The following is a 24,391-nucleotide window of genomic DNA, read 5'->3' as shown; positions in this document are numbered from 1 at the left end:
GATCTATGCTCTCGGAGTGGGTGCGACCAGGCGACGGATCGGCGTGGGGACGGGGATCGTCGTCGCGCTCGTCGTCGTCGCGGTCGTGTGCGTGCTCAGCGGGGCGTTGCCGACGGCGGATGCTGGCGCGCTCGGGCAGCGCATCGCCCCTGTTCTGGGGTTCGTGGTCGCCATCACGATCGTCGCGGAACTCGCCCGCGACGCCGCCGTGTTCGATGTCGTGTCGCAGCGCCTCGCGCGCTGGGGCCGCGGTCGGGTGCTGGTGCTCTGGGCGCTGGTCGTGGCACTCGCAGTCGTGAGCTGCGTATTCCTGTCGCTCGACACCACCGCGGTGATCGTGACCCCGGTCGTGGTGGTGCTGGCGCAGAGCATCGGCGTCTCACCGATCCCGTTCGCGCTGGCGACCGTGTGGCTCGCCAACACGGCATCCCTCGCGCTGCCCGTGTCGAATCTGACCAACCTGCTCGCGGCCGAGTCGATCGGCGACGGACCGGCTGCGTTCTTCGCGCTGAGCTGGGCGCCGACGCTCGTCGGCATCCTCGTGCCCGTCGTGATCCTCACGCTCGTGCATCGCCGCACCGTGTTCGGCGCCTACGAGACCCCTGCGCCGCGGAAACCGGCGGATCCGACGCTGTTCTGGAGTGCCACCGGCATCCTTCTCGTCCTGATGCCGCTGCTCGCGCTCACCCACGACGTGTGGATTCCGGCATCCGTCGCCGCGCTGGCGCTGATCGTGCTGTTCGCGGTGCGACGGCGCGGAACGCTTCGGCTGTCGCTGGTGCCGTGGCAGGCGCTCGCGCTCGCCGCATCGCTGTTCGTGATCGTCGAGGCGGCGCATGCCCTCGGGATGCTCGACGTCCTCACGGCGCCCGTGGCCTCGGGGGATTCCGCCGGCGACCTGTTCCGGCTCGCCGCATTGGGTGCGGTGAGCGCCAACGCGATCAACAACCTCCCCGCCTACCTCGTGCTCGAGCCGGCCGCGGGTGATCCGGTCGCTCTCATGGCGCTGCTGATCGGTGTGAACCTCGGTCCCCTGATCACGCCGTGGGCGTCGCTCGCCACCCTGCTCTGGCATCACCGGATCGTCGCGCTCGGCGTCACGATCCGCTGGAGTCACTTCATGCTGTGGGGCGTGGTCGCCGCCGTGCCGACCGTGGTCGCCGCGGTGCTCGTGCTGCTGCTCGTCGCGGGGTGAGGGGGTCGGCAGGGGACTCATGTGGCCGCATCCGGGGCGCTGTTCCGGCCAGGTGCGACCCCTGCTCAGGCGAGCCCGCGCTGTCTCCCCCGCGAGGGGACTCATGTGGCCGCATCCGGGGCGCTGTTGCGGCTATGTGCGACCCCGGCCGCGCCGAGCCCGCGCGCCCACCCCCTGGAGGGGACTCGAGTGGCCGCATCCCAGCCCTGATTCAGGCCATCTGCGACCCCTGCCGCACCGGCCCGCCGAGGGCATGAGAAAAGGGCAGCGACCCGTGTACGGGGGATACGGGGGACACTGCGGCACAGATGGGGGTGGTGCCGAAGAAGAAGGATCGCTGCCCTCTCCCTCGACCGTACGCACTTCGGCCCATCTCCGGTGATATTTCAGTGTCTGATACGTCTGGTGAGAGCGCACCCACGCGCGTAGTCTGTGGCCGTGGACGATGCCACCGACTCCCTGCCGATCCGGCCGCGGCAACTGATCCGCGACCAGGTCTTCGCGAGCCTGGCCGAGGAGATCGTGTCGGGTCGGATGCTGCCGCTGGAAGAGATCCGCGACCAGGATCTGCAGGCGGAGTACGGCATCTCGCGCACACCCATCCGCGAAGCTCTCACGCGTCTGGCCAACATCGGGCTGATCGAGATCAGCACGAACCGCTTCACGCGGGTAGCTCCGGTCGACCTCGACGCGCAGGCCGATCGCGTCGAGACCGCCGCCGCGCTGGTCGGCTACTGCGCCCTGAAGTCCATCCCGACGCTGACCGACGAGCAGATCGCGGACTTCGACGCCCGCATCGACGAGCTCCTGGCGTTCGACATGACCCGTGCCGGCAGCCGCGAGATCCGGTCGCACTGGTACTCGTTCTGGGGGTCGATGATCCTCGCGACGAAGAACCGCGTCATGATCGACATCATCGACGGCCAGCTCGCCCTGCACCTGACGCGCACGATCCCGGTGGATCGCACACCGCAGCCGATCGCCGACGACATCCGCCGCTCACTCGAAGAACTCCGCGAACTGCTGCACCGCCGCGACGCGGTCGGCGCCCGCCCCCATATCGAGGGGATGTTCCTGCGGACATCCATCCAACCCCTGCGCGAAGCCGCCGCTGAGGCCGCGGCCGCCGCCGCCGGCTCATAGCGGCAGATGACAGGATGCTGACATGTCGGATGCCGCGGTCGAATCACTGACCTCCACCCGCATGCTCAGCGGGGACGGAACGGGCGCACCCCTGATCAGCTCGCGCACCGACGATGTCGTGCACACCCTGACGGTGGCGATCGAGACCGGTGAACTGCGCCCGGGCGATCCGCTCTCGGTGTCGGCACTGACGCAGCGGTTGAGAGTGTCGGGTGCGACGGTCCGCGCCGCGCTCGGCGTGCTCGACGGGATGCACCTGATCGAACACCGCAGGAACCGCGCCTCGGTGGTGATCACCCCGACCCCGGCGTGGTTCATGGCGGTCGCGGGCGAGTGCTCGGGGCTGTCGGTGATCGGCGTGGACGTCGGCATCGCCCAGGCGACGGACGAGCAGATCGCCGAGTTCGCGCGCGAGGCCGAAGCGGTCCGCGCCCTGTGGGAGACCGGCGAGCGCGATCAGATCGTCGGCGCCGAAGCGCTCTGGGAGCTCATCGATCTGCTGACGGGCTTTTCGCGGAATCCGTACGTCAGCCGCCTGCACGCGTCGAAACGCACGGCGCTGGTGTTCGGCATCCATGCGCTGAGCAAGCCCCGAAACCCCGCGATGCTGCGGTCGGTGGTCGACGCGCTCGAGATGGCGGTGCGCTCGCGGGACCGCCTCGAGGCGACCGACATCGTCCGCGACCTCTACACGTTCGTGATCGAGGGCATCATCACGGCCTGACGGTTGCGCCTACTCCTTCGGCGGCCCGGCCGGCCGATGCGCACGCCGCCCCGACACCACGACCGGACGCCCCGCGCGCTCCTGCCCCGGCAGCGGACGCGAGCGGCGACCGTAGATCAGCTCCGACGAGTCGAGCAGCCACGGCACGAGCGTGATCGAGACGCCGTGCACGAGCATCAGCTGATTGGCCATGCGGCGCGCGCGGCGGTTGTGCAGGAACGACTCCCACCAGTGCCCGACGATGTACTGCGGCAGGTACACCGTCACCACGGACGAGCCGTGCTTCGCGCGGTACTGCTTGATGAACTGGGTGACCGGCTGCGCGAAGGACCGGTACGGCGATTCGAGGATCACGAGCGGGATCGGCATCAGGTGGTCGGCCCACTGGCGCTGCAGTTCTGCGGCGGCATCCGCATCGACGGCCACGTGCACTGCGATCGTCTTGCCGTGCTTGGCGGCGACGGCGTAGTCGACGGCTTTCACGACGGGCTTCTGCAGACGACTCACGAGCACGAGAGCCACGTCGCCGGTCGCGCCGAAGCGGGTGATGTCGTCGATCTCGATCTCGTGGTCAACGTCGCGGTAGTACCGCTTCACCCCCAGCATCAGGAACGCGAGGATCGGGATCGCGAAGAACACCAGATAGGCGCCGTGCGTGAACTTGGTGATCGTGACGATCAGCAGCACGAGCACCGTCATGGCCGCGCCGACGGAGTTGATCACGAGTCCCACGCGGGCGGATCGGCGATCGGATGCCGCGGCTTCGCCCTGCGCGCCCGCGATCACCGGCTCCCGCAGGATCCGCCGCCAGTGCCGCACCATGCCGATCTGCCCCAGCGAGAACGACACGAACACCCCGATGATGTACAGCTGGATCAGCGTAGTCAGCCGCGCCTGGAACACCACGAGCACGAGGATCGCGCCGATGCCGAGCAGGATCATGCCGTTCGAGAACACCAGTCGGTCGCCGCGGGTGTTGAGCGACTTCGGGGCGTAGCCGTCGCGCGCGAGCACCGAGCCCAGCAGCGGGAAGCCGTTGAAGGCGGTGTTCGCTGCAAGCAGCAGCACGCACGCCGTGGCCGCCTGCACGATGAAGAACAGGATGCTGCCGCCGCCGAACGTCGCGCTCGCGATCTGCGCCATGAGACTGGGCTGCGGGTTGGTGCAGTCGAAGCCGATCAGGTCGCACGGGTTCTCGGCGTAGTGCACGCCGGTGATCAGCGCGAGGGCGGTGAGTCCGGCGAAGAGGCACGCGGCGATCGACCCCATCAGTACGAGCGTCGACTGGGCGTTGCGTACCTTTGGCGCGCGGAAGGCGGGCACCCCGTTCGACACGGCCTCGACGCCGGTGAGCGCGGAGCATCCGCTCGAGAACGCGCGCAGGATGAGCAGGATGACGGCCGCCTGGCTGAGGTCCTCGGCCTGCACCGCGAACTCCGCGCTGGACGCGATCGGGGCGTCGCCGAGGAACGTGCGCGCCAGACCCGTCACGATCATGAAGCCGACCGATCCGATGAAGACGTACGTGGGGATCGCGAACACGAGCGACGCCTCGCGCACCCCGCGTAGGTTGACGATGATGATCAGCACGACCGCGCCGACCGCCAGCTCGACGCGGAACGGGTCGAGCCCCGGCACCGCCGAGATGATGTTGTCGACGCCCGAGGCGACAGACACCGCCACGGTCAGCACATAGTCGACGAGCAATGCGGCGGCCACGATCACGCCGGGGATCTCGCCGAGGTTCTTCGACGCGACCTCGTAGTCGCCGCCGCCCGAGGGGTACGCCTTGATCAGCTGGCGGTAGCTCAGCACCACCACGATCAGCAGCACGACGACCGCCGCGGCCACCAGCGGCGTGAACGACAGGAAGGTCAGCCCGCCGATCAGCAGGATCATCACCAGCTCCTGCGGCGCGTACGCGACCGAGCTCAGCGCGTCGGACGCGAAGATCGGCAGCGCCATGCGCTTGGGGAGCAGCTGGTCGTCGACCTGCTGGCTCGTGAGCGGATCGCCGATGAGGATGCGCTTGGCCAGCGGCGGAGCGGCCGCGCTGTCTCGGATTTCGTCTGACACGTCGGGTGACGCTACGCCCGCCGACGGCATCCTCACGCGATCCTCACGGAATCCCTACGGGGCCCGGGGCGGCCCTCACGGAATCCTTACGGGCGGGCGGAAAGCGGTGCACGACACATCGACGATCCACAGCGGTTTCCGATCACGAACCCGTAACGTCGGGGGCATGACGACCCTCTCGGTCACCGAAGACTCCATACGCAAGACCCGCGAACTCCGTGACGAATTCCAGCGTTTCCTGCGGGAGTACGAGTTCGGGATGCGGGAGGTCGAGACGAAGATTTCGATCCTCCGCGACGAGTTCACGCACCACCACGCGTACAACCCGATCGAGCATGTGAAGAGTCGGCTCAAGACGCCCGACAGCATCGTCGAGAAGATCGCCCGGAAGGGGATCGACGAGCCCGACTTCGAGCGCATCCGGTCGGAGATCACCGACATCGCCGGGGTGCGCGTCACCTGCAGCTTCGTCGCCGACGTGTACCGGCTGTTCGATCTGCTCACCGCGCAGGATGACGTGACCGTGCGCACGGTCAAGGACTACATCGCCCACCCCAAGGACAACGGCTACAAGAGTCTGCACGCGATCATCGAGGTGCCGGTGTTCCTGTCGACCGGGGCGCTGTCGATTCCGGTCGAGGTGCAGTTCCGCACCATCGCGATGGACTTCTGGGCCAGCCTCGAGCACAAGATCTACTACAAGTTCTCGAACCAGGTGCCCTCACATCTGGTGGACAGCCTCAGCAGTGCCGCAGATGCCGCGGCCGAGCTCGACAGCCGGATGGAGCGTCTGCACCGCGAGGCGCACGGGGTGCCGCAGCGGCAGCTCGGACCGCCGCCGCCCCCGCGTATCGTCGGCGTCTGACCCATGACTCCCATCCGAACCGGCCGCTGCTCCGAATAACACCCGAGAGCGCCTGACTCGGGTGCTGGAGGAGACGGTCATGGCGCAGCGCAGCAGTGGCAAACGATTCATCGCATGGGCCGCCCTGGCGGGCGTGATCGGCGGTGCGGTCTTCTTGGCGACCGCCGAGCTGTTCGCGCTGATCTTCGCCCGCGCGGCCAGTCCGATCCTCGCGGTGGGCGGGTTCGTGATCGACATCGTCCCGCAGCCGTTCAAGGAGTTCGCGATCGCGACCTTCGGCGAATACGACAAGATCGCCCTGCTCGCGGGTCTCGGTCTGGCTGTCGTCATCGCCTCGGCGATCGCCGGCATCCTGCAGCTCGTGCGTCCGCCGCTCGGCGTGATCGCCCTGGTGATCGCGGGTGTCCTCTCGACCGCGGCAATCGTGACCCGCGCCGGTGTCACCCCTCTCGCCTTCCTTCCCCCGGTGCTCGGAACGATCGTGGGCTCCTTCCTGTTGATGCTGCTGGTGCGTCGCCTGCGGGCCTGGCGCGCGGCGGTCGTCCCGTCCCGGGCCGATGAGGCTGCGAAGAGCAGCGCCACCACCACGGATGACAGCACCACCGACCCCGCGCCGAAGGGCATCGACCGTCGTCGCTTCTTCGTGCTCGCAGCCGTCGCCGGAGCATCCGCCCTCGTCGTCGGCATCACCTCGCGCGCCGTGACGATGGCCGTCGGCTCGGTCGAATCCATCCGCAGCGCCCTCAAGCTCCCCGCCGCCCGCACGAAGGTGACGGTGCCGGCAGGCGCCGAGCTCGACGTGCCGGGTCTGAGCAAGCTGTTCACCCCGAACGCCGACTTCTACCGTGTCGACACCGCGCTCACCGTGCCCACGATCGACCCCGAGACCTGGCGTCTGGTCATCGACGGCATGGTCGACCAGCGGGTCGAGTTGAGCTTCCAGGACATCCTCGACATGGGGCTCGACGAGTACGCGATCACACTGACCTGCGTCTCGAACGAGGTCGGCGGCGAGCTCGTGGGCAATGCGATGTGGCTGGGCGTTCCGCTCCGCGAGGTGCTGAAGAAGGCCGGCGTGAAGTCGGGCGCCGACATGGTGCTCTCGCGCAGCGTCGACGGCTACACCGCCAGCACCCCACTGTCGGCACTGACCGACGACAACCTCGACGCGATCCTCGCGGTCGGCATGAACGGCGAGCCGCTGCCGCTCGAGCACGGCTTCCCGGTGCGCATGGTCGTGCCCGGTCTCTACGGCTACGTGTCGGCGACCAAGTGGCTCACCGAGCTCAAGGTCACCACCTTCGCCGACGACGAGGCCTACTGGACGCCCCGCGGCTACAGCGCCGAGGCTCCGATCAAGTTCGCCTCGCGCGTCGACACCCCCAAGATCGGTGAGGCCGTCTCGGCGGGCAAGATCCCGATCGCGGGCGTCGCCTGGGCGCAGTCGGTGGGCATCGAGCGTGTCGAGGTCTCGATCGACAACGGCGACTGGGTGCCGGTCACCCTCTCGACCCCGATCAACGAGGACACGTGGGTGCAGTGGTTCATGGAGTGGGATGCCACCCCCGGCACCCACTACGTGGCCGTGCGCGCGATCAACAAGAACGGCGACACGCAGATCGAGGAGCGCGCACCGATCGCGCCCAACGGCTCGTCGGGCTGGCAGCGCTCGCTCATCCGCGTCACATGAGCCCGGTGCGACGCCGGACCCCACCCCCTAGGGTGGAGCCATGACGTCGCTCCCCGCGTGTGTGATCACCGTCTCGGACCGATCTTTCGCAGGAGAGCGCGAGGATCGCGGCGGACCGATCGCCGTCGGACTGCTGCGGGATGCCGGGTGGCACTGCCCCGACGCCGAGGTCATCCCTGACGGGGCGGCCTCGGTCTCCGATGCCCTGCGTCGGGCGGCCGCGCGCGGCGTGAAGCTGATCATCACGACCGGCGGCACCGGCGTCGGCCCTCGTGACCTGACGCCCGAGGGCACGCGCCCATTGATCTCTCGCGTAGTCCCCGGCATCGCCGAGGAGCTCCGCCGCAGCGGACTCGCCGACACCCCGCTGTCGCTGCTGTCACGCGGCCTCGCCGGCATCATCGACCCCCAGGGCGCGCTCGTGGTGAACCTTCCCGGTTCGACTCGCGCCGTCGCATCGGGCGTACCCCTCGTGCTCGGCGTCGCCGCGCACATCATCGATCAGGTAGCGGGCGGAGACCACACATGAACGACGTACGAATCGCAGCGATCTCGGAAGAGCGCCTCGAACTCGACCCGCATCTCGCCGCGGTCGAGGACCCCCGGCTCGGCGCGGTGACGACGTTCGTCGGGCGCGTGCGCGACAACGATCCCGATGCTGAGACCCCGGTCGTCGGGCTCGAGTACAGCTCTCACCCCGATGCCCAGGCGACGCTGCAGCGCATCGCGCAGGAGGCCGCGTCCGCGTCGGGCGCGCCCGCCGTCGTCGCGGTCAGCCACCGCATCGGCAAGCTCGACGTGGGGGATGCCGCCGTCGTCATCGCCGTGGCATCCGAGCACCGCGCCGAGGCCTTCGAGGTGTGCCGCGAGATCATCGAGGCAATCAAGCGCGATCTGCCGGTGTGGAAGCGTCAGCTCGAATCCGACGGATCGACGTCGTGGAAGGGCGTCGGCGGCTGACCGCGATCGCGCTCTAGCCGCCGGCGAACGGCGGCAGCACGTCGATCAGCTGTGCGTCGTCGAGGGGCATGTCGTCGTCGGAGCGCACGCCGTCGACCATCACGGCGCAGCGGGGCAGGATGTCGGCGAGGGCCGGATGCTCCGCCACGACCGCCGCGCGCAGGGCGAGCAGCGTGGTCTCGCCGCGCTCTTCGGAATCGACACCGGCGGCTTCCGCGGCGGCGGCGAAGTAGCGCACCCGGGTCATCGCGCGTCTCCTGACACCGGGGCGTCTTCACCGGGACGCACCCAGTCGCCCGAGCGTCCGCCGGCCTTCGCGACGATGCGCACATTTTCGATCACGACCGAGCGATCGACGCCCTTGATCATGTCGACCACCGCGAGGGCTGCGACCGAGACCGCCGTGAGCGCCTCCATCTCGACGCCCGTGCGGTCGGCCGTGCCGACGGTCGCCTCGATCTGCACGCCGTCGTCGACGATGTCGAGTTCGACGCTGGCCCGGTGCACGCCGATCACGTGTGCGAGCGGAAGGAGCGCGGGGGTGGACTTCGCGGCCTGGATGCCGGCGATCCGGGCGACCGCGAGCACATCGCCCTTCGGGACGGTGCCGTCGCGCAGTGCCGCGATCACATCGGGGCTGCAGCGGACGAACCCGCGGGCGGTCGCGGAACGCACGGTCGGCTGCTTCGCGGTCACGTCGACCATGTGCGCGCGGCCGGCCGCGTCAAGGTGAGGGAAGCTCATCCGACCAGCATGACATCGATCAGGTCGCCCTCGGCGACGGCATCGACCTCGGCGGGGACGATCGCGAACGCGTGCGCGCGAGCGAGACCCCCGGCCAGGTGTGATCCGGATCCGCCCGCCGTGGCCGGGCGCACGGTACGGGCCGCGAGGTCGACGATCGCGGGCAGGTACTGGCGGCGCCCGGGCGGGGTGGTCCAGGCGGCGGCCGCCGTGAAAGGAGCGTGGGGCCGATGAATGTCGGTGCGCCCCTGCAGGGCCAGCAGCGCCGGGCGCACGAACACCTCGAACGACACCGCGACGCTGACCGGGTTGCCCGGCAGGCCGAACACCAGCGCACCCGAGGCCAGCACGCCGAAGGCCTGCGGCTTGCCCGGCTGCATCGCGACGGGGGTGAACTCGACCTCACCGCCGCCGTCGAAGGCGCCGCGCACGGGCTCGTATGCGCCCGCACTGACGCCCCCGGTGAAGACGATCACGTCGGCACCCCGCGCCACGGCATCGGCGGTGACCGTGCGGACGGCATCGGCGTCGTCGGTGACGCGTGCCACCAGCACGACCTCGGCATCGGCGTCGGACACCAGCTGCGCGAGCAGGGGCCCGTTCGAGTCGGGTATGCGGCCGCGCGCGGGTTCCTCGCCCGGCGTGAGCAGTTCACTCCCAGTCGAGACGACGGCCACGCGGGGGGGCCGCGCGACGAAGACCTCGGACACCCCGGCGGCGATCGCGGCCGCGATCTGGAACGCGCCGAGCCGCTCACCCGCAGGCACGACCTCGTCGCCCGCGCGCAGGTCAGCGCCGCGACGGCGCACGAAAGCGTTCGGCTTCGTCGGCGCGTGCAACACCCGCACCTCGCCGAGCGAGTCGGCCAAGCCGCCCGCCGTGTCTTCGAAGGGCACGATCGCGTCGGCGTCGGAGGGGGTGGGCGAGCCGGTCATGATGCGGGCCGCCTGACCGGGTGCGAGCGCGGGGTCGGTCGAGACCCCGGCGGGCAGATCGGCGACCACGCGCAGGGTGACCGGGTGGTCGGCGGATGCCCCGGCGACGTCGGCCGCGCGCACCGCGAAGCCGTCCATCGCGGAGTTGTCGAACAGGGGGATGTCGTGCGCCGCGGTCACGGGCTGCGCGAGCGTGCGTCCGGCCGCGTCGCCGACCGGTCGCGTCTCGGGGTCGAGCGGGCGTGCGGCGGCGAGCACGCGGGCGAGCTGCTCCTCGACCGTGCGGGGCGTCTTCGCGGCGGTCATGCCGACACCGCCGCGGCGGTCGGCACGGACGGACGGATCGCGATCTCGTGCTGGCGTCCGTTCAGTGCGTCGATCATCGCCAGGCGACCCAGCAACGGCTGCCCGGCACCGGTGATCAGCTTCACGACCTCGCTCGACAGCATCCCGCCGACCTGCACGCACAGTGCCCCGAGCACGCCGACCTGCGCGCAGCTGGGCGGCTCGCCCTCGGTGCCCAGCGGAAAGAGATCGGTCAGCACCACGGCGTCGCCCTCGGGCGGATCCGACCAGAAGACCGTCGCCTGCGCATGCCACTCCTGCACCGCGCCCCACACCAGCGGAAGCCCCCGTGCCTCAGTCGCGGCTGCCACAGCGCGGCGGGTCTCGAACGAATCGCTCGTGTCGACCACCACATCGGCCCCGGCGAGCAGGCGCTCGGCGTTGGCGGGGTCGAGGCGCTCGGGCCGCTGCGTGACGACGGTCTGCGGGGCGAGAGCGGTGATCGCCCGCGCGGCCGACGCCGTCTTGGCCGTGCCGATGTCATCGACGCGGTGGGCGAGCTGGCGCTGCAGATTCGTCAGCTCCACCACGTCGTCGTCGATCACCGTGATCGCGCCGACGCCGGCCGCGGCGAGGGCGAGCAGCACGGGGGACCCGAGTCCGCCCGCGCCGACGACGACCACGTGGGCGGCGTTCAGCCGACGCTGCCCCTCTTCGCCGATGCCGGTGAGCACCGCGTGGCGGGCGGTACGGACGAGTTCGGTCGGCTCCAGGGCCGGCGCAGGCGCGACGAGGGGATGCATGGGTTCAGGGTATGCCCGGCGGGGTGGGCGCGGGCGGAGCGATCGGCCGTTCACAACTCAGCAAGAACTGCGGACGAGGGCCCGGATCGGGGGCTGCAGGGCGAATTTCGACGCATTCTTGCTGCATTGTGAACGCGGATCAAGGGGCACCGCCCGAAACCCCGCCTGGCGAGCGCGGCCCGTAGCGTGGGGGCATGGCGATGAGACGAGCGGTGACGGTCGGAGTGCTTCTGCTGGCGGGAATGACGCTGGCGGGATGCAGCGACGAGCCCACAGACCCCGAGCGAGCGCCCGCCCCGTCGATCTCGGAGGTCGAGTCCGGGTCGACACCGACACCGACACCGACGGCCGATGCAGCAGCACGAGCCGATGAAGCGCTGCTGCCGATGCCGATCGAGGACATCCCCGACTGGGCCGACTCCGCGGTGCCGCACGGCGAGACCGCGGGGTACGCGGTCGGGTACTCCGGCTGGATCAGCGAGAACACCTCACCGAACCAGACGTCGAACTTCACCTCCCTGGAACCCGGCTCGTACCAGGCCCAGTTCGCCTGCCGCGGTGAGGGCACGATCTCCGTCACCACCGCCGAACTCGAGGCTGAGATCGCGGCCGAGCCCGCGGGTGAGCCGGTCGTCTGCACGAACTCGACGGTCGCGTTCGATGTCACGACCGCCCAGACGGGCCTGACCGTGCAGCTCGCGCTCGAGGGCGCCCCGACGGTCTACGCGTTCTCACTCGTGCGCGTGGGCTGAGAGCCGACGACCGCCGGGGTGCCGTCGACTCGGCGCGCGTCGATGCTCCGGCCCCACGCCGTGCCCAGCAGCACGAGGGCGATCCCGACCGCGCCGAGGGGACCGAACGCGTCGCCGGCGATGGTGACGCCCACGACCGCGGCCCACACCGGCTCGGTTCCGAGCAGCAGGCTCACGCGCGCCGGTGAGGTGCGCCGCACCGCCCACGTCTGCACGAGGAATGCGAACACCGTGCACACGAGCACCAGATAGCCGAAGAGGGCGAGCGCGCCGGCATCCAGGCCGCCCAGGTAGGTGGGGATCGACGGCCCGTGGAACAGGGTCGTCACGCCGAAGACGGCGGCGCACGTCGTCATCTGCACGGTCGTGAGGCGGAGCGAGTCCATCGTCCGGCCCGCGGTGAGCGCGTGCATCGAGGTCACATGCACCGCGCGCACAACGGCGGCGCCCAGGATGAGGAGGTCTCCGAGCGCCGGCGGCTGGAGCGTGCCGTTGCTCGCCAACAGCGCCACACCGATCACCGCCACGCCGCACGCCCCGAGGAACCGCCGCGGGAGCCGCCGCTTCGTGACCGCGGCGTCGAGCAGTGGCGTGAACACGATCGTCAGACTGATGATGAGTCCGGCGTTCGTCGCACTGGTATGCGCGATCCCGAAGGTCTCGAGGGCGAAGACGGCCGCGAGCAGCAGGCCGAGGATCGCGCCCGCCCGCCACTCGGAGGAAGTGACGGCACTGCGCCGCAGAGCCAGCAGCAGGCCGAGCGCACCGGCGGCGCACAGCATCCGCGCGGCGAGGAGGGCGAGGACGGCGCCGTCAGCGATGAGCTCCTTCGCCACGAGATAGGTCGATCCCCAGGCGATCGCGACCAGCAGCAGGCACAGGTCGACGCGCGAGCGGACGAGAAGGATGGGCACGGTCCATCGTCGCTGCGCGGGGACTCGCGCCACAAGACACAAGCTTCTGACGCGACACGTTAGTTTGAACTTATGGAAATCGCACAGCTGCGGGCACTTCGCGAGGTCGGGGAGCGCGGCAGCATCGCGGCCGTCGCGGTGGCTCGACGTGTCACGCCATCGTCGATCTCGCAGCAGATCAGCGCGCTCCAGCGCCAGTCAGCCGCGCCCTTGACCTACCGGAGCGGTCGTCGGACGGCGTTGACCGCGGCCGGGCAGGCGCTGGCCGACGCGGCGGTCGAGGTCGATGTCGCTCTGGCCCGGGCACACGAGACCGTCGCGGGTTTCGCGAGCGTCGCCGAGGGTCGCGTGTCGGTCGCGGCATTCCACAGCGCTGGGCTCGCGCTGTTCGGGCCCCTGCTCTCCTCCGCCGGGGGGTCGGATGCTGCGACGCTCGCGCTCAGCGACTTCGACGTCGCGCAGACGGAGTTCGCGTCCCTGACCGCGGATCACGATCTGGTCATCGCCCATCGCCTCGCGGGCAGCCCCGAATGGCCGACGTGGGTGCGCGCACACCCGCTGTTCTTCGAGCCGCTGGATGTCGCCGTCCGGCGTGACCATCCGCTCGCGGGCGAGAGCGTCGTGCAGCCGTCGCGGCTTCGCGATGCGGACTGGGTAGCTGTGCACGAGGGCTTCCCGCTCGAGCAGGCGATCGGCGTGATCGCGACCGTGTCGGGGCACGAGGCGCACGTCGCGCACCGGATCAACGACTTCGCCATCGCGGCGAGTGTGATCGCCGCGAGCGACTGCGTCGCGCTGCTGCCGCGCTACACGACCGATCTGCGCCGTCATCCGGATGTGGTCCTGCGCCCCCTGGGAGTGCCCGGGATCGGGCGTAAGATCGACTGCCTCGCGCGACCCGAGGCGACGGAGCGGCGCGCGGTGCGCACGGTCCTCGAACGGATCGAGCAGATCGCCGCCGAACTCGCCTCGTGATCGCAGCGGCGAACGACACGACGCGGGCGGCCGATCCTCTCGGCCACCCGCGTCGCCCGCTCGTCGGTGTGTCAGCCGGCGTGCACCGCTGACCGCAGCAGGGTGAACGACCCCTCCTTGACGGTGAGCGAGGTCGCCTCGTCGGCCACGGCCTGCTCGACATCGCTCGACAGCGCGAGCGACCAGTCACCGTGCGGAGCGGCGGGCAGAGTGAACTCCACGCCGTTGTCTGCGGCGTTCAGCAGCAGCGCGAACGCATCCGCCCCCTCGTGCGCGAACACGAAGGTGATGGTGCGGGCGTCGGGGTTGTCCCAGTCGGTGTCGTCGAAGCCCTCGGCGTCAGCGCGCAGGATGTCGACGGTGTCGCTGCTGTCGGAATCGGGCGCGTGGCGGAACCACACCGGCCGCAGCGCGGGGTTCTCGGCGCGCAGCGCGATCAGCGTGCGCGTGAAGGCGAGCAGATCCTCGTCGACCGAGTCCCAGTCGAACCACGAGATCTCGTTGTCCTGGCAGTATGCGTTGTTGTTGCCGCCCTGCGTGCGTCCGAGCTCGTCGCCGCCCAGCAGCATCGGCACGCCGGCCGACAGCAGCAGCGTCGCCAGCAGGTTGCGGCGCTTGCGGTCGCGGGCGGCGTTGACGGCCTCGTCGTCGGTGGGACCTTCGACGCCGCCGTTGGTCGACTTGTTGTCGCTCTCGCCGTCCTGGTTGTCCTCGCCGTTGTCCTCGTTGTGCTTCTCGGCGTATGAGGTCAGGTCGGCGAGGGTGAACCCGTCGTGCGCGGTGATGAAGTTCACGCTCGACAGCGGTGAGCGCCGGCTGGCCTCGTAGACATCCGGCGAGCCGAGGATGCGCTGCGCGGTCGTGCCGAGCGTCGCGTCGCCGCCGTTCCAGAAGTCGCGGGCGTCATCGCGGAACTTGCCGTTCCACTCCGACCAGTCCGCCGGGAATCCGCCGACCTGGTACCCCGCGGTGTCCCACGGCTCGGCGATCATCTTCACCGCAGCGAGCACCGGATCCTGGTGGATCAGCGTGAGGAAGGCGCTGTGCAGCTCGGCATCCCCGCCCTGACGGGTGAGCGTGGTGGCGAGGTCGAAGCGGAACCCGTCGACGTGCATCTCGGTCACCCAGTACCGCAACGAGTCCATGATCAGGCCCAGGGCGGCCGGATGCGACACGTTGACGCTGTTTCCTGTGCCGGTGGTGTCGAAGTAGTTCGCCTCGTCGCCCTCGACCAGCCGGTAGTAGGCGGCGTTGTCGATGCCCTTGAACGACAGCGTCGGGCCCATGTGGTTGCCCTCGGCGGTGTGGTTGTAGACCACGTCGAGGATGACCTCGAGCCCCGCAGCATGCAGCGCCTTGACCAGGTTCTTGAACTCAGCGACCTGCGCGCCGCCGTCTCCGGCCGATGAGTAGTCGCCGTGCGGAGCGAAGAACCCGATGGAGTTGTAGCCCCAGTAGTTGCGCAGACCCTTCTCCTCGAGGTGGCTGTCCTGCACGAACTGGTGCACCGGCAGCAGCTCGACCGCGGTCACTCCGAGATCGAGGAAGTGCTGGATGGCGGCGGGGTGCGCGAGGCCCGCGTAGGTGCCGCGGATCTCCTCGGGAACATCCGGATGCTGCTGGGTGAAGCCCTTCACGTGCACCTCGTAGACCACGGTCTGATCGAGAGGCGTGCGCGGGGCCGCGTCATCCTCCCAGTCGAAGCTGCCGTCCGTCACGACGCACCGGGGGACGGATGCCGCGGAGTCGGTGTCGTCGCGCTGTTCGGCGTCGTTCATGTCGTGCCCGAACACCGCCTGCGACCAGTCGTATCCGCCTTCGATCGCGGTGGCGTGCGGGTCGAGGAGGAGCTTGTGCACGTTGTGACGCAGGCCGCGGGCGGGATCCCACGGTCCGTCGACGCGCAGGCCGTAACGCGTGCCGACCCCGGCGCCGTCGACGAATCCGTGGAAGACGTGGCCGGTGCGCTCGGTGAGTGCGGTGCGTGTCTCGGAGCCGTCGTCTGCGAACGTGCATACGTACACGGCGTCGGCGGTCTCGGAGTAGACCGCGAAGTTCGAACGGTCGGCGATCATGCTGTGACCGAGGGGGAACGGGCGGGAGAGCTGTGCGTGAGTCAAGGGATTCTTCCGGATTCTTCCGTCGGGGCGCTGGCCGGGTGCTGTCGCGCTTCACGACAGTATCCGCGGGAGGAGAAATCTTCGCGCCGTTCCCTTCGGGGTGCGTGGTCGCTATGATCTGCTGCTCGCGCTCGCACCGGGGGTCGCACATGGCCGCTTGGCGCGGGCCGAGGCGGCCATTCGCGTCCCCTCCCTCAGCCGGCGTCCGCGCCGGGGGTCGCATATGGCCGCTTCGCGCGCGCCGAGGCGGCCATTCGCGTCCCCTCCCTCAGCCGGCGTCCGCGCCGGGGGTCGCATATGGCCGCTTCGTCCGCGCTGAGGCGGCCATTCCCTCCCCCTCCGGGGCCACGTAGAACGGGGATGCTGCGCGAGTCAGCCCAGGTCGGATGCCTCGTCGCGAGACATGTCGAGCGCGTCACCCGAGGGAGCCTGAACGCCGCGGGTCAGTTCCCACAGCCGACACACGAGTTCCGGGTCTTCGAGTTCGGGTCCGTGGCCGTTCACGGTCTTCGTGACGATCTGGCTCGCGGGACCGATCAGGAACTTCGCCGTCGCGATCGATCCGTCGTCCTCCCGCACCGGTATCTCGACGATCTCCGCACGTTCGTCCTCGCCGAGCGCCCTGCTGTACGCCAACAGAGCATCGGCGATCTCGTCACCAGTCAGGTATTCGTCACCGGCATAGATGATGGTCTGCATACTCCCGTTGTATGCCACCTCGCACCTGAGCGGGTAGCCCTTGCCCGCGTGCCGAGCGGGTGGTAATCGCGCGAACTGCGTCCGCACGAGCGGCGAGAAGTGATTGAAAATCCCGCATCTGCGGTAGCATCCCTCCATGCAGACCTACCGCATCGCGCGCGCCGCGCAGCTTCTCGGCGTCAGTGATGACACAGTGCGCCGGTGGATCGATCAGAACCTGCTCCCGGTGACCGACGCCGTGCCCGCCGAGATCCCGGGTGATGCTCTGGCCGCGCGGGCGATCGCGCTCGCCGCAGAGGCGACGGCCGCCGGCGACGCCCACTCCAGCGCCCGCAATCGCTTCGTCGGCATCGTGACCCGCGTGCAGATCGACGGCCTGATGGCGCAGGTCGACATCCAGGCCGGACCGCATCGCGTCGTCTCGCTGATGTCGGCCGAGGCCGCGCGCGAACTGCACCTCGAGGTCGGCTCGCTCGCCACCGCATCCGTCAAGGCGACCCAGGTCGTCGTCGAAGTCCCGAAGGCCTGACATGCGCCGTACTCTCCGCCGTTCTGCCGCCGCCGCCCTCGTCGCTGCGGCCATCGCGCTCGCCGGGTGCGCCGGGGCCACACAATCCGCAGAGCCAGCCCCGACCGACACCGACGCCGCCCCCACCGGAGCGCTCACGATCTACGCCGCGGCCTCTCTCGCCGGCGCCTTCGACGCGATGGCCGAGGCCTTCACGGCAGAGAATCCCGACGTGCAGATCAGCCCGGTCTACGACGGATCCGCCACGCTGGTCACCCAGATCCGCGAGGGCGCGCCGGCCGACGTGTTCGCCTCGGCTGACGAGTCGACCATGCAGAAGGCCGCCGATGCCGCGACCGACCCGCAGCTGTTCGCCTCGAACACCCTCGTGATCGCGGTTCCCGCCGGCAATCCCGGCGGCGTGGAAGGCCTCGCCGATCTCGCCGACGTCACCACCGTGGTGTGCGCCCCCGAGGTGCCGTGCGGCGCGGCATCCACCGCCCTGCTCGACGGCGCGGGCGTGAGGGTCGAGGCATCGAGCCTCGAGCAGAACGTCACGGCGGTGCTCACCAAGGTCGAAGCCGGCGAGGCCGATGCGGGGTTGGTCTACGCCACCGATGTGATCGGACGCGACGACCTCGAGGTGATCGTTCCCGAGAACGCCGCCGATGTCGTCAACCACTATCCGATCACCGCTCTCGCAGATGCCGAGAATCCGCGCGCGGCCGAGGCGTTCGTCGCCTTCGTGCTGTCGGATGCCGGACAGGCGATCCTCGCAGACTTCGGCTTCGGCGCGCCATGACTGCCGCCGGCGCATCCGGAGTCCAGGGGTACGCGCCGCGCGCGCTCGCGATCCCCGCGGTGATCGGTCTGGCGTTCCTCGTCCTGCCGCTCACCGCACTGATCGCCCGCGTGGAGTGGGCGACCTTCGTCGCCGACGTGACGTCGGATGCCGCGCTCGCAGCCCTCGGCCTCTCGCTGGGCACTGGGCTGATCGCGACGCTGCTGTGCATCGCGATCGGGGTTCCGCTCGCACTGTTCATCGCTCGATCAGGCCCGCGGCTCGCGGCGGTGCTGCGGGCTGCCGTCACGGTGCCGCTCGTGCTGCCGCCGATGGTGGGCGGGGTGGCCCTGCTCTACCTGTTCGGACGTGCGGGGTGGTTCGGCGGGCTCGGGCTCGCGTTCAGCACGCCCGCGGTCGTGCTCGCGCAGACGTTCGTCGCTCTGCCGTTCCTCGTGCTGGCCGTCGAGGGCGCCGTGCGCACCTCGGGTGTCGACTACGAGCGCACCGCGGCCGCCCTCGGCGCCGGGCGCTGGACGATCCTGCGCCGGATCACGCTGCCTCTCGCGGCGCCGGGCATCGTCGCGGGGGTCGTGCTGTGCTTCGCCCGCGCGATCGGCGAGTTCGGCGCGACCGCCCTCTTCGCGGGCAATCGTCCGGGCGTCACCCAGACCATGCCCCTCGCGATCTACACCGCGTTCAACGGCGCCGGGGTGACGCAGGGCGCGGCCGTCGCGCTCGCCCTGCTGCTGCTCGCCACCGCGATCGCCGTGCTGCTGCTCGTGCGCGGATGGCGACCGGGGGCCGCACGATGAGCGGTCTGCGCGCACACGTGGTGGTCGCGAGAGAGCACTTCGCGGTTGACGTGACACTCGACGTCGCGGTCGGCGAGACGGTCGCGGTCATGGGACCGAGCGGTGCGGGCAAGTCCACACTGCTGCAGGCGCTGGCCGGACTCGTGCGGCTGCAGGCGGGCGAGATCGCGGTCGCAGATCGTGTCGTCGACCGTGTCGCCTCGCCCCGCGTGCAGACGGCGCCGATGCAGCGCGGCATCGTGCTGCTGGGGCAGGACGCGCGGCTGTTCCCGCACCTGTCCGTGCGGGAGAACGTCGCATTCGGGCCGCGCTCCGGCGGGGTCGACGCCCGCACGGCGCGCGATGCCGCCGATGAATGGCTCATGCGTGTCGGCCTCCCCGGTGCGGGGGATCGCATGCCGCGAGAGCTCTCGGGCGGCGAGGGGCAGCGCGTCGCCGTCGCCCGCGCGCTGGCCGCCTCGCCGCGGGCCGTGCTGCTCGACGAGCCGCTGGTCGCACTCGACCCCGAGACCGCGGGTGAAATTCGGCGGATGCTGCGCGACCAGCTCGAGGGCACCACCACGGTCGCCGTGACACACGATGCGGCGGATGCCGTCGCCCTCGCCGACCGACTGATCGTCGTCGAAGCGGGGCGGGTCACGCAGAGCGGACCCGTGCGTGCGGTGCTGGCGGCCCCGGCATCCGGCTTCGTCGCGGCGATCGCCGGCGTCAACCGCATCGTGGGGGCGGCGCAGGGCGGGGCGTTCGTCGCCGAGGGGTTGCGGTTGACCAGTGCGGATGCCGCGTCGCAGGCGCTCGCGGCGGTCGACGGCGCGCGGCTCGCCGCGGTGTTCCGGCCGGAAGACGTACGGATCGCGGGCGGCACCGGGGATGATGGCGGAAGTGTCGGGGGGCGCGACGGCGGATCCTGGCGCACCGCGATCACCCGGCTCGAGCCGACTCTTGCGGGGGTGCGCGTGCAGACCTCCTCGTGCGCGGTCGACGTGCCGCTGGCCGACGCGGCGGGCCTCGCGCCGGGCGATGTGCTGCGACTGCGGATCGATCCGGCACACGTGCGGTTCGTGCCGGCGGGCTGAGCGACACCGGCTGGGATTCCCGGCGAGGCCCTGGCAATATGCCGCTCATCGACGCCCCACGGGCCCCACGCGGTATGCCGCGGGTTAGTCTCGGAGGATGACGGGGACTGAGGCTGCACGATGACCGCCGTGCCGGTGGTGATCGGCACGCGAGCGCCCGCCGTCGCGCCGGACACCGCGACCAGCGCCGTGCCGACCAGCGGGGCACTGATCGACACGCACGGGCGCGTGCACCGCGATCTGCGCATCTCGCTGACCGACCGCTGCTCGCTGCGCTGCACCTACTGCATGCCCGAGCAGGGCAACGAGTGGCTCGCCCGCACCAGCATCCTCTCCACCGACGAGATCATCGAGGTCGCCGAGGTCGCGGCTTCCCTCGGCATCCGCACCTTCCGCCTGACCGGCGGCGAGCCGCTGCTGCGCGCCGACATCATCGACGTCGTCCGCCGCGTCGCCCGCATCGAGGGCGTGGATGGGCCGGTCGAGGTCGCGATGACGACCAACGGCATCAGTCTGGCGAAGAAGCTCCCCGCCCTGATCGACGCCGGGCTGACGCGACTCAACATCAGCATCGACACGGTCGACCGGCAGCGCTTCGCCGACCTGACCCGTCGCGACCGCCTCGACGACGTGCTCGAGGGCATCGCGGCGGCGGCGGCATCGGAGCTCCGACCGCTCAAGCTCAACGCGGTCGCGATGCGCGGGGTCAACGACGACGAACTCACTGATCTGGTGGCGTTCGCGATGGAAGTCGGCGCGCAGCTGCGGTTCATCGAGCAGATGCCGCTCGACGCCGGCCACACGTGGGATCGCGCGTCGATGGTCACGCGTGAGGAGATCCTCGAGAAGCTCGGCGAGCGCTGGCAGCTCGACCCCGTCCCGGGACGCGGGGGAGCGCCGGCCGAGAAGTGGCGCATCGACGGCGGACCCCACGAGGTCGGCGTGATCGCCTCGGTCACCGCGCCGTTCTGCGGGGCGTGCGACCGGCTGCGTCTGACCGCCGACGGGCAGCTGCGCAACTGCCTGTTCTCGAACGCGGAGTACGACCTGATCGACGTGCTGCGCGGCGAGGGTTCATCCGGCGCCGACGAACGGGCCGCGGGAATCGGAGCGATGCTGCGCTCGTGTGTGCACGGCAAGCTGCCGGGGCACGCGATCAACGACCCGTCGTTCCTGCAGCCTGCGCGCGGAATGAACGCCATCGGCGGCTGACGCCGCCTCGTCCGTCCTGGCGCGCATGCCGTCCGCGCGTCAGTTTCACAAAATGTTTGATATCTTTCGCTTTGTGAAAGCGACAGTTCCGGCGATCGCGCCCTTGCTTCGGTCAGACCTCCAGGGACGTCTTCTCGCGAGCCTTCTGCTCGCTCCGGAGCGAGAACGGACGCTGACGGAGATCGCTGCCGCCGTTCAGAGTTCGATGCCGACGGTGCACCGCGAAGTCGACCGACTCGTGCTGTCGGGCTTCCTCACGGAGCGCAGATCCGGACGCAACCGTTACGTCAGCGCCAACACCGAGCATCCCCTCTTTCGTCCGGTCAGGGAGATCGTCGAGTACGCGTACGGCCCGGAGGTGATCCTGCCCGCGCTCTTGGCCGATGTCCGAGGGGTCGAGGATGCTTACGTCTATGGCTCCTGGGCGGCACGAATGTATGGCGAGGCGGGCGCTGATCCCGCAGACATCGACGTGCTCATCGTCGGAAAACCCGATCGAGCGGCGGTCTACGACGCCGCCGCAGAAGCGCGGGCGCTGCTCGGACGAGAGGTGAACATGCGATCGGTCAGCCTCGATCGATGGAAGCGGGCCGACGAGGCCTTCCTTCGCACCGTGCAGAGCCGTCCGCTGGTGAAGCTGGACCTCACGGCTGACCGGTCGTCGGGATGACGCGGATGCTCAGATGGGAGAAGGGCCGCGACGTGATGGATGGACTTCTCGCGAAGAAGCACGTCGAGCACGTCTCGGCCAACCTCGAGCACGCGAATCTGCTGCTCGAGCGTGCGCGACGACACGTGGCGTCCGCGGCGACTCTGCGCGCTGACGATCCGGATCAGGCCTTCACCTCTGCGTACGACGCGGCGCGAAAAGCTCTGTCCGCCTGTCTGGCTGCCCAGGGTTTGCGCTCCACATCCCGCGGTGGCCACCTCGCTGTCTACGACGCGGCCGTGGCGCAGTTCGTTCCCCCGATGGGCGCGACGATCAAGCCCTTCGACTGGATGAGGCGGACTCGGAATGACAGCGAGTATCCGGATCTCGACACCCCGGAGATCAGCGTCGACGACGTGGACGAGGCGATCGACGCCGCCCGCGCCATTCTCGCGCTCGCCGCATCCTTGGTGCCGACACTGCCGCCGTACGGCCGGTAGGCCCGAGACCGCCCCCGCGCCTCAGCCCAGGAACTCCCGCGCCGCGGCCGACAGCGCCGTGACGCCGACCTCGATCGTCGGGTGGATCTCCGGCGCGAAGAACGGCGAGTGGTTCGTCGGGATGTCGCGGTCGAGCGTGCCGGCCGCGGTCGCCTCAGCGAAACGTGCGGGGTCGACGCCGCCCCAGAACCAGAACACCAGCGGCGCACCGGTGTCGCGGGCGAACCATGACACGTCCTCGCTGCCGGTGAACATGCCCGGGTCGACGACCGAGGCCTCGCCGAGCGCCCGCTTGAGTGCTGTCGTGACGCGCGCGGTCGCGTCGACGTCGTTGATCGTCGGCGGGAGGGTGTGGTCGGTGCGGATCTCGGGCTGCTTCTCGGCGCCCGACGCGGCGGCCTCGGCTCGCACGATGCGTTCGACACTCGCGAGGACTCTGTCGCGCATCGCGTCGTTCGGGTAGCGCAGGCTCAGTTCGAGCGTGGCCTCGGCGGGGATGATGTTGTTCTTGAGCCCCGCATGGATCGAGCCCACGGTGACGACGGCGACGTCGCGCGGGTCGACCTCGCGCGAGGCGATCGTCTGCAGCCGCATCACGGTGGCCGCGGCCATCACGATCGGGTCGATGGTGGAGTGCGGGCGCGAGCCGTGTCCGCCCCGGCCGTGCAGCGTGACGGTGAGACCGTCCGACGCCGCCATCTGGGTTCCGGGCCGCACGCCGATCGTGCCGGCGGGCAGCGGCGTGACGTGCTGTCCGAGCACCACGTCGGGGTGCGGCACGAGGTCGCGCAGCCCGGCGTCGAGCATCGCCCGTGATCCGGCGCCGTACTCCTCGGCGGGCTGGATGAGCACGACCAGCGTGCCCGACCACTCGTCGCGCTGGGAGACGAGCCGCTCGACCGCGCCGATCATCGCGGTCACGTGCATGTCGTGTCCGCACGCGTGCATCACGGGCACGGTGTTGCCGGCCGGATCGACGCCGGTCGCGGTGCTGGCGTACGCCAGGTTGGTCTGCTCCTTCACGGGGAGTGCGTCCATGTCGGCCCGTGCCCACACGACAGGGCCGTCGCCGTTCGTGAGGATCCCCACGACGCCCGTCACGCCGATGCCCTCATGCACCTCGAGCCCCAGGTCGCGCAGGTGACCGGCGGCGATGCCGGCGGTGCGGGTCTCCTGGAAGGACAGCTCGGGGTGATGGTGCAGGTCGATGTAGAGCGCTTCGAGATCGATCGTCATGCCCCCGAGCCTATCCGCGGGCATGGATCACGCGGAGGGTCGTTCAGGGATGATCACGTGTAGGTCGTCAGCGCAGGCCCCGGGTGCAGCACGGCATTGACGATGGCGCGGATGGCGAACTCGCTCGCGGCGCCGAGCTGCACGGCATCCGGGTGCAGCAGCCACTGCAGCTGCAGGCCGTCCATCACGGCGAGGATGCCGGCCGCTGCGGCGGCGACGGTGTCGGGTGAGTCCACGCCCTCCTGCGCGCAGAGCTCGTGGAACGCAGCGGTCACCTCGGCGCGCAGCCCGGCATAGCGGCGCTCGAAGTACTCGCGCCCGGGGTGGCCCTCGGTCACCGACTCGGCGGACAGCACGGTGTAGGTCTGCACGATGCCGGGCCGCAGCTCGTTGGCGAACGCCGTGCGCACCAGATGCAGGAAGAGTTCCGCACCGTCGGGCACGCGGGCGCCGGCGAGGTCGGCCACGTCTGCGCGGTCGCGGGAGGTCAGCACCTCGAGCAGCAGCTTCTGCTTGGATCCGAAGTGGTGGAGCACGCCCGCGTGGGTGAGGCCGACCTGCTCGGCGACGTCGGCCAGGGTGCCGTTGGTCGATCCCTTGCTGCCGAAGATCTCGACCGCGGCCTGGAGGATCTGCTCGCGTTTCGCCTGCGTCTCGGGTCGTGCCCGTGGCGCCGCTGTCTCATCGGTCATCGGCCGTCCCCTCTCTCGGTGCGTTTGCCATGTTACTTACTG

Annotated in this window: 26 protein-coding genes; 16 read left to right on the top strand and 10 right to left on the bottom strand. The window is 70.1% G+C overall.

Translation table 11 applies throughout. From position 1 onward, the window contains the following. Positions 1-16 precede the first annotated feature (16 nt). From AC2D10_RS10060 to AC2D10_RS10050, 3 genes are all read left to right on the top strand, one after another. On the top strand, positions 17-1,195 hold the full coding sequence (locus AC2D10_RS10060; RefSeq protein WP_484707493.1) for an SLC13 family permease: 1,179 nt from the start codon (positions 17-19) through the stop codon (positions 1,193-1,195). A gap of 438 nt (positions 1,196-1,633) precedes the next feature. Then, entirely contained in the window at positions 1,634-2,338 is a 705-nt protein-coding gene (locus tag AC2D10_RS10055) for a GntR family transcriptional regulator (RefSeq protein ID WP_484707492.1), read from the top strand. A gap of 22 nt (positions 2,339-2,360) precedes the next feature. Beyond that, on the top strand, positions 2,361-3,062 hold the full coding sequence (locus tag AC2D10_RS10050) for a GntR family transcriptional regulator (protein WP_484707491.1): 702 nt from the start codon (positions 2,361-2,363) through the stop codon (positions 3,060-3,062). Positions 3,063-3,071: 9 nt separating this feature from the next. On the opposite strand, the gene AC2D10_RS10045 is transcribed toward AC2D10_RS10050, so the two are convergent. Beyond that, positions 3,072-5,168 carry an APC family permease gene (locus tag AC2D10_RS10045; protein WP_484707489.1) on the bottom strand — a complete coding sequence of 699 codons (2,097 nt, stop codon included), beginning with the start codon at positions 5,166-5,168 and terminating at the stop codon, positions 3,072-3,074. A 136-nt stretch (positions 5,169-5,304) separates the two neighbouring features. On the opposite strand from AC2D10_RS10045, the gene AC2D10_RS10040 reads away from it, so the two are divergent. The 4 genes from AC2D10_RS10040 to AC2D10_RS10025 all read left to right on the top strand — a co-directional run bounded on the left by AC2D10_RS10040 (position 5,305) and on the right by AC2D10_RS10025 (position 8,653). Continuing rightward, complete coding sequence (locus AC2D10_RS10040) at positions 5,305-6,003, top strand: GTP pyrophosphokinase (protein ID WP_484707488.1); 699 nt, start codon at positions 5,305-5,307, stop codon at positions 6,001-6,003. A gap of 79 nt (positions 6,004-6,082) precedes the next feature. Continuing rightward, positions 6,083-7,693 carry a molybdopterin-dependent oxidoreductase gene (locus AC2D10_RS10035; RefSeq protein WP_484707487.1) on the top strand — a complete coding sequence of 537 codons (1,611 nt, stop codon included), beginning with the start codon at positions 6,083-6,085 and terminating at the stop codon, positions 7,691-7,693. A 40-nt stretch (positions 7,694-7,733) separates the two neighbouring features. Beyond that, a complete protein-coding gene (locus AC2D10_RS10030; protein WP_484707486.1) occupies positions 7,734-8,222 on the top strand; it encodes a MogA/MoaB family molybdenum cofactor biosynthesis protein in 489 nt (162 codons plus the stop codon). Continuing rightward, positions 8,219-8,653: a molybdenum cofactor biosynthesis protein MoaE gene (locus tag AC2D10_RS10025; RefSeq protein WP_484707484.1), complete on the top strand. Its 435-nt coding sequence runs from the start codon at positions 8,219-8,221 to the stop codon at positions 8,651-8,653. Before AC2D10_RS10030 ends, AC2D10_RS10025 begins: the two co-directional genes overlap by 4 nt. Before the next feature lie 13 nt (positions 8,654-8,666). On the opposite strand, the gene AC2D10_RS10020 is transcribed toward AC2D10_RS10025, so the two are convergent. The 4 genes from AC2D10_RS10020 to AC2D10_RS10005 are packed head-to-tail and all read right to left on the bottom strand — an operon-like array spanning position 8,667 to position 11,420. After that, on the bottom strand, positions 8,667-8,900 hold the full coding sequence (locus AC2D10_RS10020) for a MoaD/ThiS family protein (protein WP_484707483.1): 234 nt from the start codon (positions 8,898-8,900) through the stop codon (positions 8,667-8,669). Continuing rightward, entirely contained in the window at positions 8,897-9,397 is a 501-nt protein-coding gene (moaC, locus tag AC2D10_RS10015) for a cyclic pyranopterin monophosphate synthase MoaC (protein ID WP_484707482.1), read from the bottom strand. Before moaC ends, AC2D10_RS10020 begins: the two co-directional genes overlap by 4 nt. Then, positions 9,394-10,638, bottom strand: coding sequence for a molybdopterin molybdotransferase MoeA (locus tag AC2D10_RS10010; protein WP_484707481.1), 1,245 nt, complete (start codon positions 10,636-10,638; stop codon positions 9,394-9,396). Before AC2D10_RS10010 ends, moaC begins: the two co-directional genes overlap by 4 nt. Next, on the bottom strand, positions 10,635-11,420 hold the full coding sequence (locus AC2D10_RS10005) for a HesA/MoeB/ThiF family protein (RefSeq protein ID WP_484707480.1): 786 nt from the start codon (positions 11,418-11,420) through the stop codon (positions 10,635-10,637). The genes AC2D10_RS10010 and AC2D10_RS10005 overlap by 4 nt, the downstream gene beginning before the upstream one ends. Before the next feature lie 194 nt (positions 11,421-11,614). On the opposite strand from AC2D10_RS10005, the gene AC2D10_RS10000 reads away from it, so the two are divergent. Beyond that, positions 11,615-12,172 carry a hypothetical protein gene (locus tag AC2D10_RS10000; protein WP_484707479.1) on the top strand — a complete coding sequence of 186 codons (558 nt, stop codon included), beginning with the start codon at positions 11,615-11,617 and terminating at the stop codon, positions 12,170-12,172. On the opposite strand, the gene AC2D10_RS09995 is transcribed toward AC2D10_RS10000, so the two are convergent. After that, positions 12,142-13,086, bottom strand: coding sequence for a DMT family transporter (locus AC2D10_RS09995; RefSeq protein WP_484707477.1), 945 nt, complete (start codon positions 13,084-13,086; stop codon positions 12,142-12,144). The two genes, AC2D10_RS10000 and AC2D10_RS09995, sit on opposite strands and share 31 nt — an antisense overlap. A gap of 72 nt (positions 13,087-13,158) precedes the next feature. On the opposite strand from AC2D10_RS09995, the gene AC2D10_RS09990 reads away from it, so the two are divergent. Further along, positions 13,159-14,061 carry a LysR family transcriptional regulator gene (locus tag AC2D10_RS09990; protein ID WP_484707476.1) on the top strand — a complete coding sequence of 301 codons (903 nt, stop codon included), beginning with the start codon at positions 13,159-13,161 and terminating at the stop codon, positions 14,059-14,061. 71 nt (positions 14,062-14,132) lie between these two features. Here AC2D10_RS09990 and glgX read toward each other — a convergent pair whose 3' ends face one another. Continuing rightward, entirely contained in the window at positions 14,133-16,181 is a 2,049-nt protein-coding gene (gene glgX, locus AC2D10_RS09985) for a glycogen debranching protein GlgX (RefSeq protein ID WP_484707475.1), read from the bottom strand. Between the two features lie 372 nt (positions 16,182-16,553). Next, positions 16,554-16,880, bottom strand: a complete 327-nt coding sequence (locus AC2D10_RS09980; RefSeq protein WP_484707474.1) for a hypothetical protein — start codon at positions 16,878-16,880, stop codon at positions 16,554-16,556. A 136-nt stretch (positions 16,881-17,016) separates the two neighbouring features. On the opposite strand from AC2D10_RS09980, the gene AC2D10_RS09975 reads away from it, so the two are divergent. The 7 genes from AC2D10_RS09975 to AC2D10_RS09945 all read left to right on the top strand — a co-directional run bounded on the left by AC2D10_RS09975 (position 17,017) and on the right by AC2D10_RS09945 (position 22,421). After that, positions 17,017-17,409: a TOBE domain-containing protein gene (locus AC2D10_RS09975; RefSeq protein WP_484707473.1), complete on the top strand. Its 393-nt coding sequence runs from the start codon at positions 17,017-17,019 to the stop codon at positions 17,407-17,409. 1 nt (position 17,410) lies between these two features. Further along, positions 17,411-18,190: a molybdate ABC transporter substrate-binding protein gene (modA, locus tag AC2D10_RS09970; RefSeq protein ID WP_484707472.1), complete on the top strand. Its 780-nt coding sequence runs from the start codon at positions 17,411-17,413 to the stop codon at positions 18,188-18,190. Then, a complete protein-coding gene (gene modB / locus AC2D10_RS09965) occupies positions 18,187-18,984 on the top strand; it encodes a molybdate ABC transporter permease subunit (protein ID WP_484707471.1) in 798 nt (265 codons plus the stop codon). The genes modA and modB overlap by 4 nt, the downstream gene beginning before the upstream one ends. Then, positions 18,981-20,060 (top strand): sulfate/molybdate ABC transporter ATP-binding protein, encoded by a 1,080-nt coding sequence (locus AC2D10_RS09960; RefSeq protein WP_484707469.1) that lies wholly within the window; start codon positions 18,981-18,983, stop codon positions 20,058-20,060. The genes modB and AC2D10_RS09960 overlap by 4 nt, the downstream gene beginning before the upstream one ends. A gap of 120 nt (positions 20,061-20,180) precedes the next feature. Next, positions 20,181-21,272 (top strand): GTP 3',8-cyclase MoaA, encoded by a 1,092-nt coding sequence (gene moaA, locus AC2D10_RS09955; protein WP_484707468.1) that lies wholly within the window; start codon positions 20,181-20,183, stop codon positions 21,270-21,272. A 25-nt stretch (positions 21,273-21,297) separates the two neighbouring features. Next, complete coding sequence (locus AC2D10_RS09950) at positions 21,298-21,942, top strand: ArsR family transcriptional regulator (RefSeq protein ID WP_484707467.1); 645 nt, start codon at positions 21,298-21,300, stop codon at positions 21,940-21,942. A gap of 35 nt (positions 21,943-21,977) precedes the next feature. Further along, positions 21,978-22,421 carry a HEPN domain-containing protein gene (locus tag AC2D10_RS09945; RefSeq protein WP_484711840.1) on the top strand — a complete coding sequence of 148 codons (444 nt, stop codon included), beginning with the start codon at positions 21,978-21,980 and terminating at the stop codon, positions 22,419-22,421. A 21-nt stretch (positions 22,422-22,442) separates the two neighbouring features. Here AC2D10_RS09945 and AC2D10_RS09940 read toward each other — a convergent pair whose 3' ends face one another. Then, on the bottom strand, positions 22,443-23,657 hold the full coding sequence (locus AC2D10_RS09940) for an amidohydrolase (protein ID WP_484707466.1): 1,215 nt from the start codon (positions 23,655-23,657) through the stop codon (positions 22,443-22,445). Positions 23,658-23,710: 53 nt separating this feature from the next. After that, positions 23,711-24,349, bottom strand: a complete 639-nt coding sequence (locus AC2D10_RS09935) for a TetR/AcrR family transcriptional regulator (RefSeq protein ID WP_484707465.1) — start codon at positions 24,347-24,349, stop codon at positions 23,711-23,713. Positions 24,350-24,391: the final 42 nt, after the last annotated feature.

The sequence above is a fragment of the Microbacterium sp. PI-SA-G genome (assembly GCF_057215335.1).
The sequence above is the reverse complement of the archived record's forward strand: the minus strand, read 5'-3'. Positions and strand labels throughout refer to the sequence as shown.

What these genes read in the sequence shown, in the direction of transcription:
- AC2D10_RS10010 (WP_484707481.1), bottom strand. Translation starts at nt 10,638, where the DNA reads ATGACCGCCGCGAAGACGCCCCGCACGGTCGAGGAGCAGCTCGCCCGC.
- AC2D10_RS10030 (WP_484707486.1), top strand. Translation starts at nt 7,734, where the DNA reads ATGACGTCGCTCCCCGCGTGTGTGATCACCGTCTCGGACCGATCTTTC.
- AC2D10_RS10035 (WP_484707487.1), top strand. Translation starts at nt 6,083, where the DNA reads ATGGCGCAGCGCAGCAGTGGCAAACGATTCATCGCATGGGCCGCCCTG.
- AC2D10_RS10020 (WP_484707483.1), bottom strand. Translation starts at nt 8,900, where the DNA reads ATGACCCGGGTGCGCTACTTCGCCGCCGCCGCGGAAGCCGCCGGTGTC.
- moaC (WP_484707482.1), bottom strand. Translation starts at nt 9,397, where the DNA reads ATGAGCTTCCCTCACCTTGACGCGGCCGGCCGCGCGCACATGGTCGAC.
- AC2D10_RS10040 (WP_484707488.1), top strand. Translation starts at nt 5,305, where the DNA reads ATGACGACCCTCTCGGTCACCGAAGACTCCATACGCAAGACCCGCGAA.
- AC2D10_RS09960 (WP_484707469.1), top strand. Translation starts at nt 18,981, where the DNA reads ATGAGCGGTCTGCGCGCACACGTGGTGGTCGCGAGAGAGCACTTCGCG.
- modA (WP_484707472.1), top strand. Translation starts at nt 17,411, where the DNA reads ATGCGCCGTACTCTCCGCCGTTCTGCCGCCGCCGCCCTCGTCGCTGCG.
- AC2D10_RS09990 (WP_484707476.1), top strand. Translation starts at nt 13,159, where the DNA reads ATGGAAATCGCACAGCTGCGGGCACTTCGCGAGGTCGGGGAGCGCGGC.
- modB (WP_484707471.1), top strand. Translation starts at nt 18,187, where the DNA reads ATGACTGCCGCCGGCGCATCCGGAGTCCAGGGGTACGCGCCGCGCGCG.
- moaA (WP_484707468.1), top strand. Translation starts at nt 20,181, where the DNA reads ATGACCGCCGTGCCGGTGGTGATCGGCACGCGAGCGCCCGCCGTCGCG.
- AC2D10_RS09940 (WP_484707466.1), bottom strand. Translation starts at nt 23,657, where the DNA reads ATGACGATCGATCTCGAAGCGCTCTACATCGACCTGCACCATCACCCC.
- AC2D10_RS10005 (WP_484707480.1), bottom strand. Translation starts at nt 11,420, where the DNA reads ATGCATCCCCTCGTCGCGCCTGCGCCGGCCCTGGAGCCGACCGAACTC.
- AC2D10_RS09980 (WP_484707474.1), bottom strand. Translation starts at nt 16,880, where the DNA reads ATGCAGACCATCATCTATGCCGGTGACGAATACCTGACTGGTGACGAG.
- AC2D10_RS09945 (WP_484711840.1), top strand. Translation starts at nt 21,978, where the DNA reads ATGGATGGACTTCTCGCGAAGAAGCACGTCGAGCACGTCTCGGCCAAC.
- AC2D10_RS09950 (WP_484707467.1), top strand. Translation starts at nt 21,298, where the DNA reads ATGCCGTCCGCGCGTCAGTTTCACAAAATGTTTGATATCTTTCGCTTT.
- AC2D10_RS09975 (WP_484707473.1), top strand. Translation starts at nt 17,017, where the DNA reads ATGCAGACCTACCGCATCGCGCGCGCCGCGCAGCTTCTCGGCGTCAGT.
- AC2D10_RS10050 (WP_484707491.1), top strand. Translation starts at nt 2,361, where the DNA reads ATGTCGGATGCCGCGGTCGAATCACTGACCTCCACCCGCATGCTCAGC.
- AC2D10_RS10045 (WP_484707489.1), bottom strand. Translation starts at nt 5,168, where the DNA reads ATGCCGTCGGCGGGCGTAGCGTCACCCGACGTGTCAGACGAAATCCGA.
- AC2D10_RS10025 (WP_484707484.1), top strand. Translation starts at nt 8,219, where the DNA reads ATGAACGACGTACGAATCGCAGCGATCTCGGAAGAGCGCCTCGAACTC.
- AC2D10_RS09935 (WP_484707465.1), bottom strand. Translation starts at nt 24,349, where the DNA reads ATGACCGATGAGACAGCGGCGCCACGGGCACGACCCGAGACGCAGGCG.
- AC2D10_RS10000 (WP_484707479.1), top strand. Translation starts at nt 11,615, where the DNA reads ATGGCGATGAGACGAGCGGTGACGGTCGGAGTGCTTCTGCTGGCGGGA.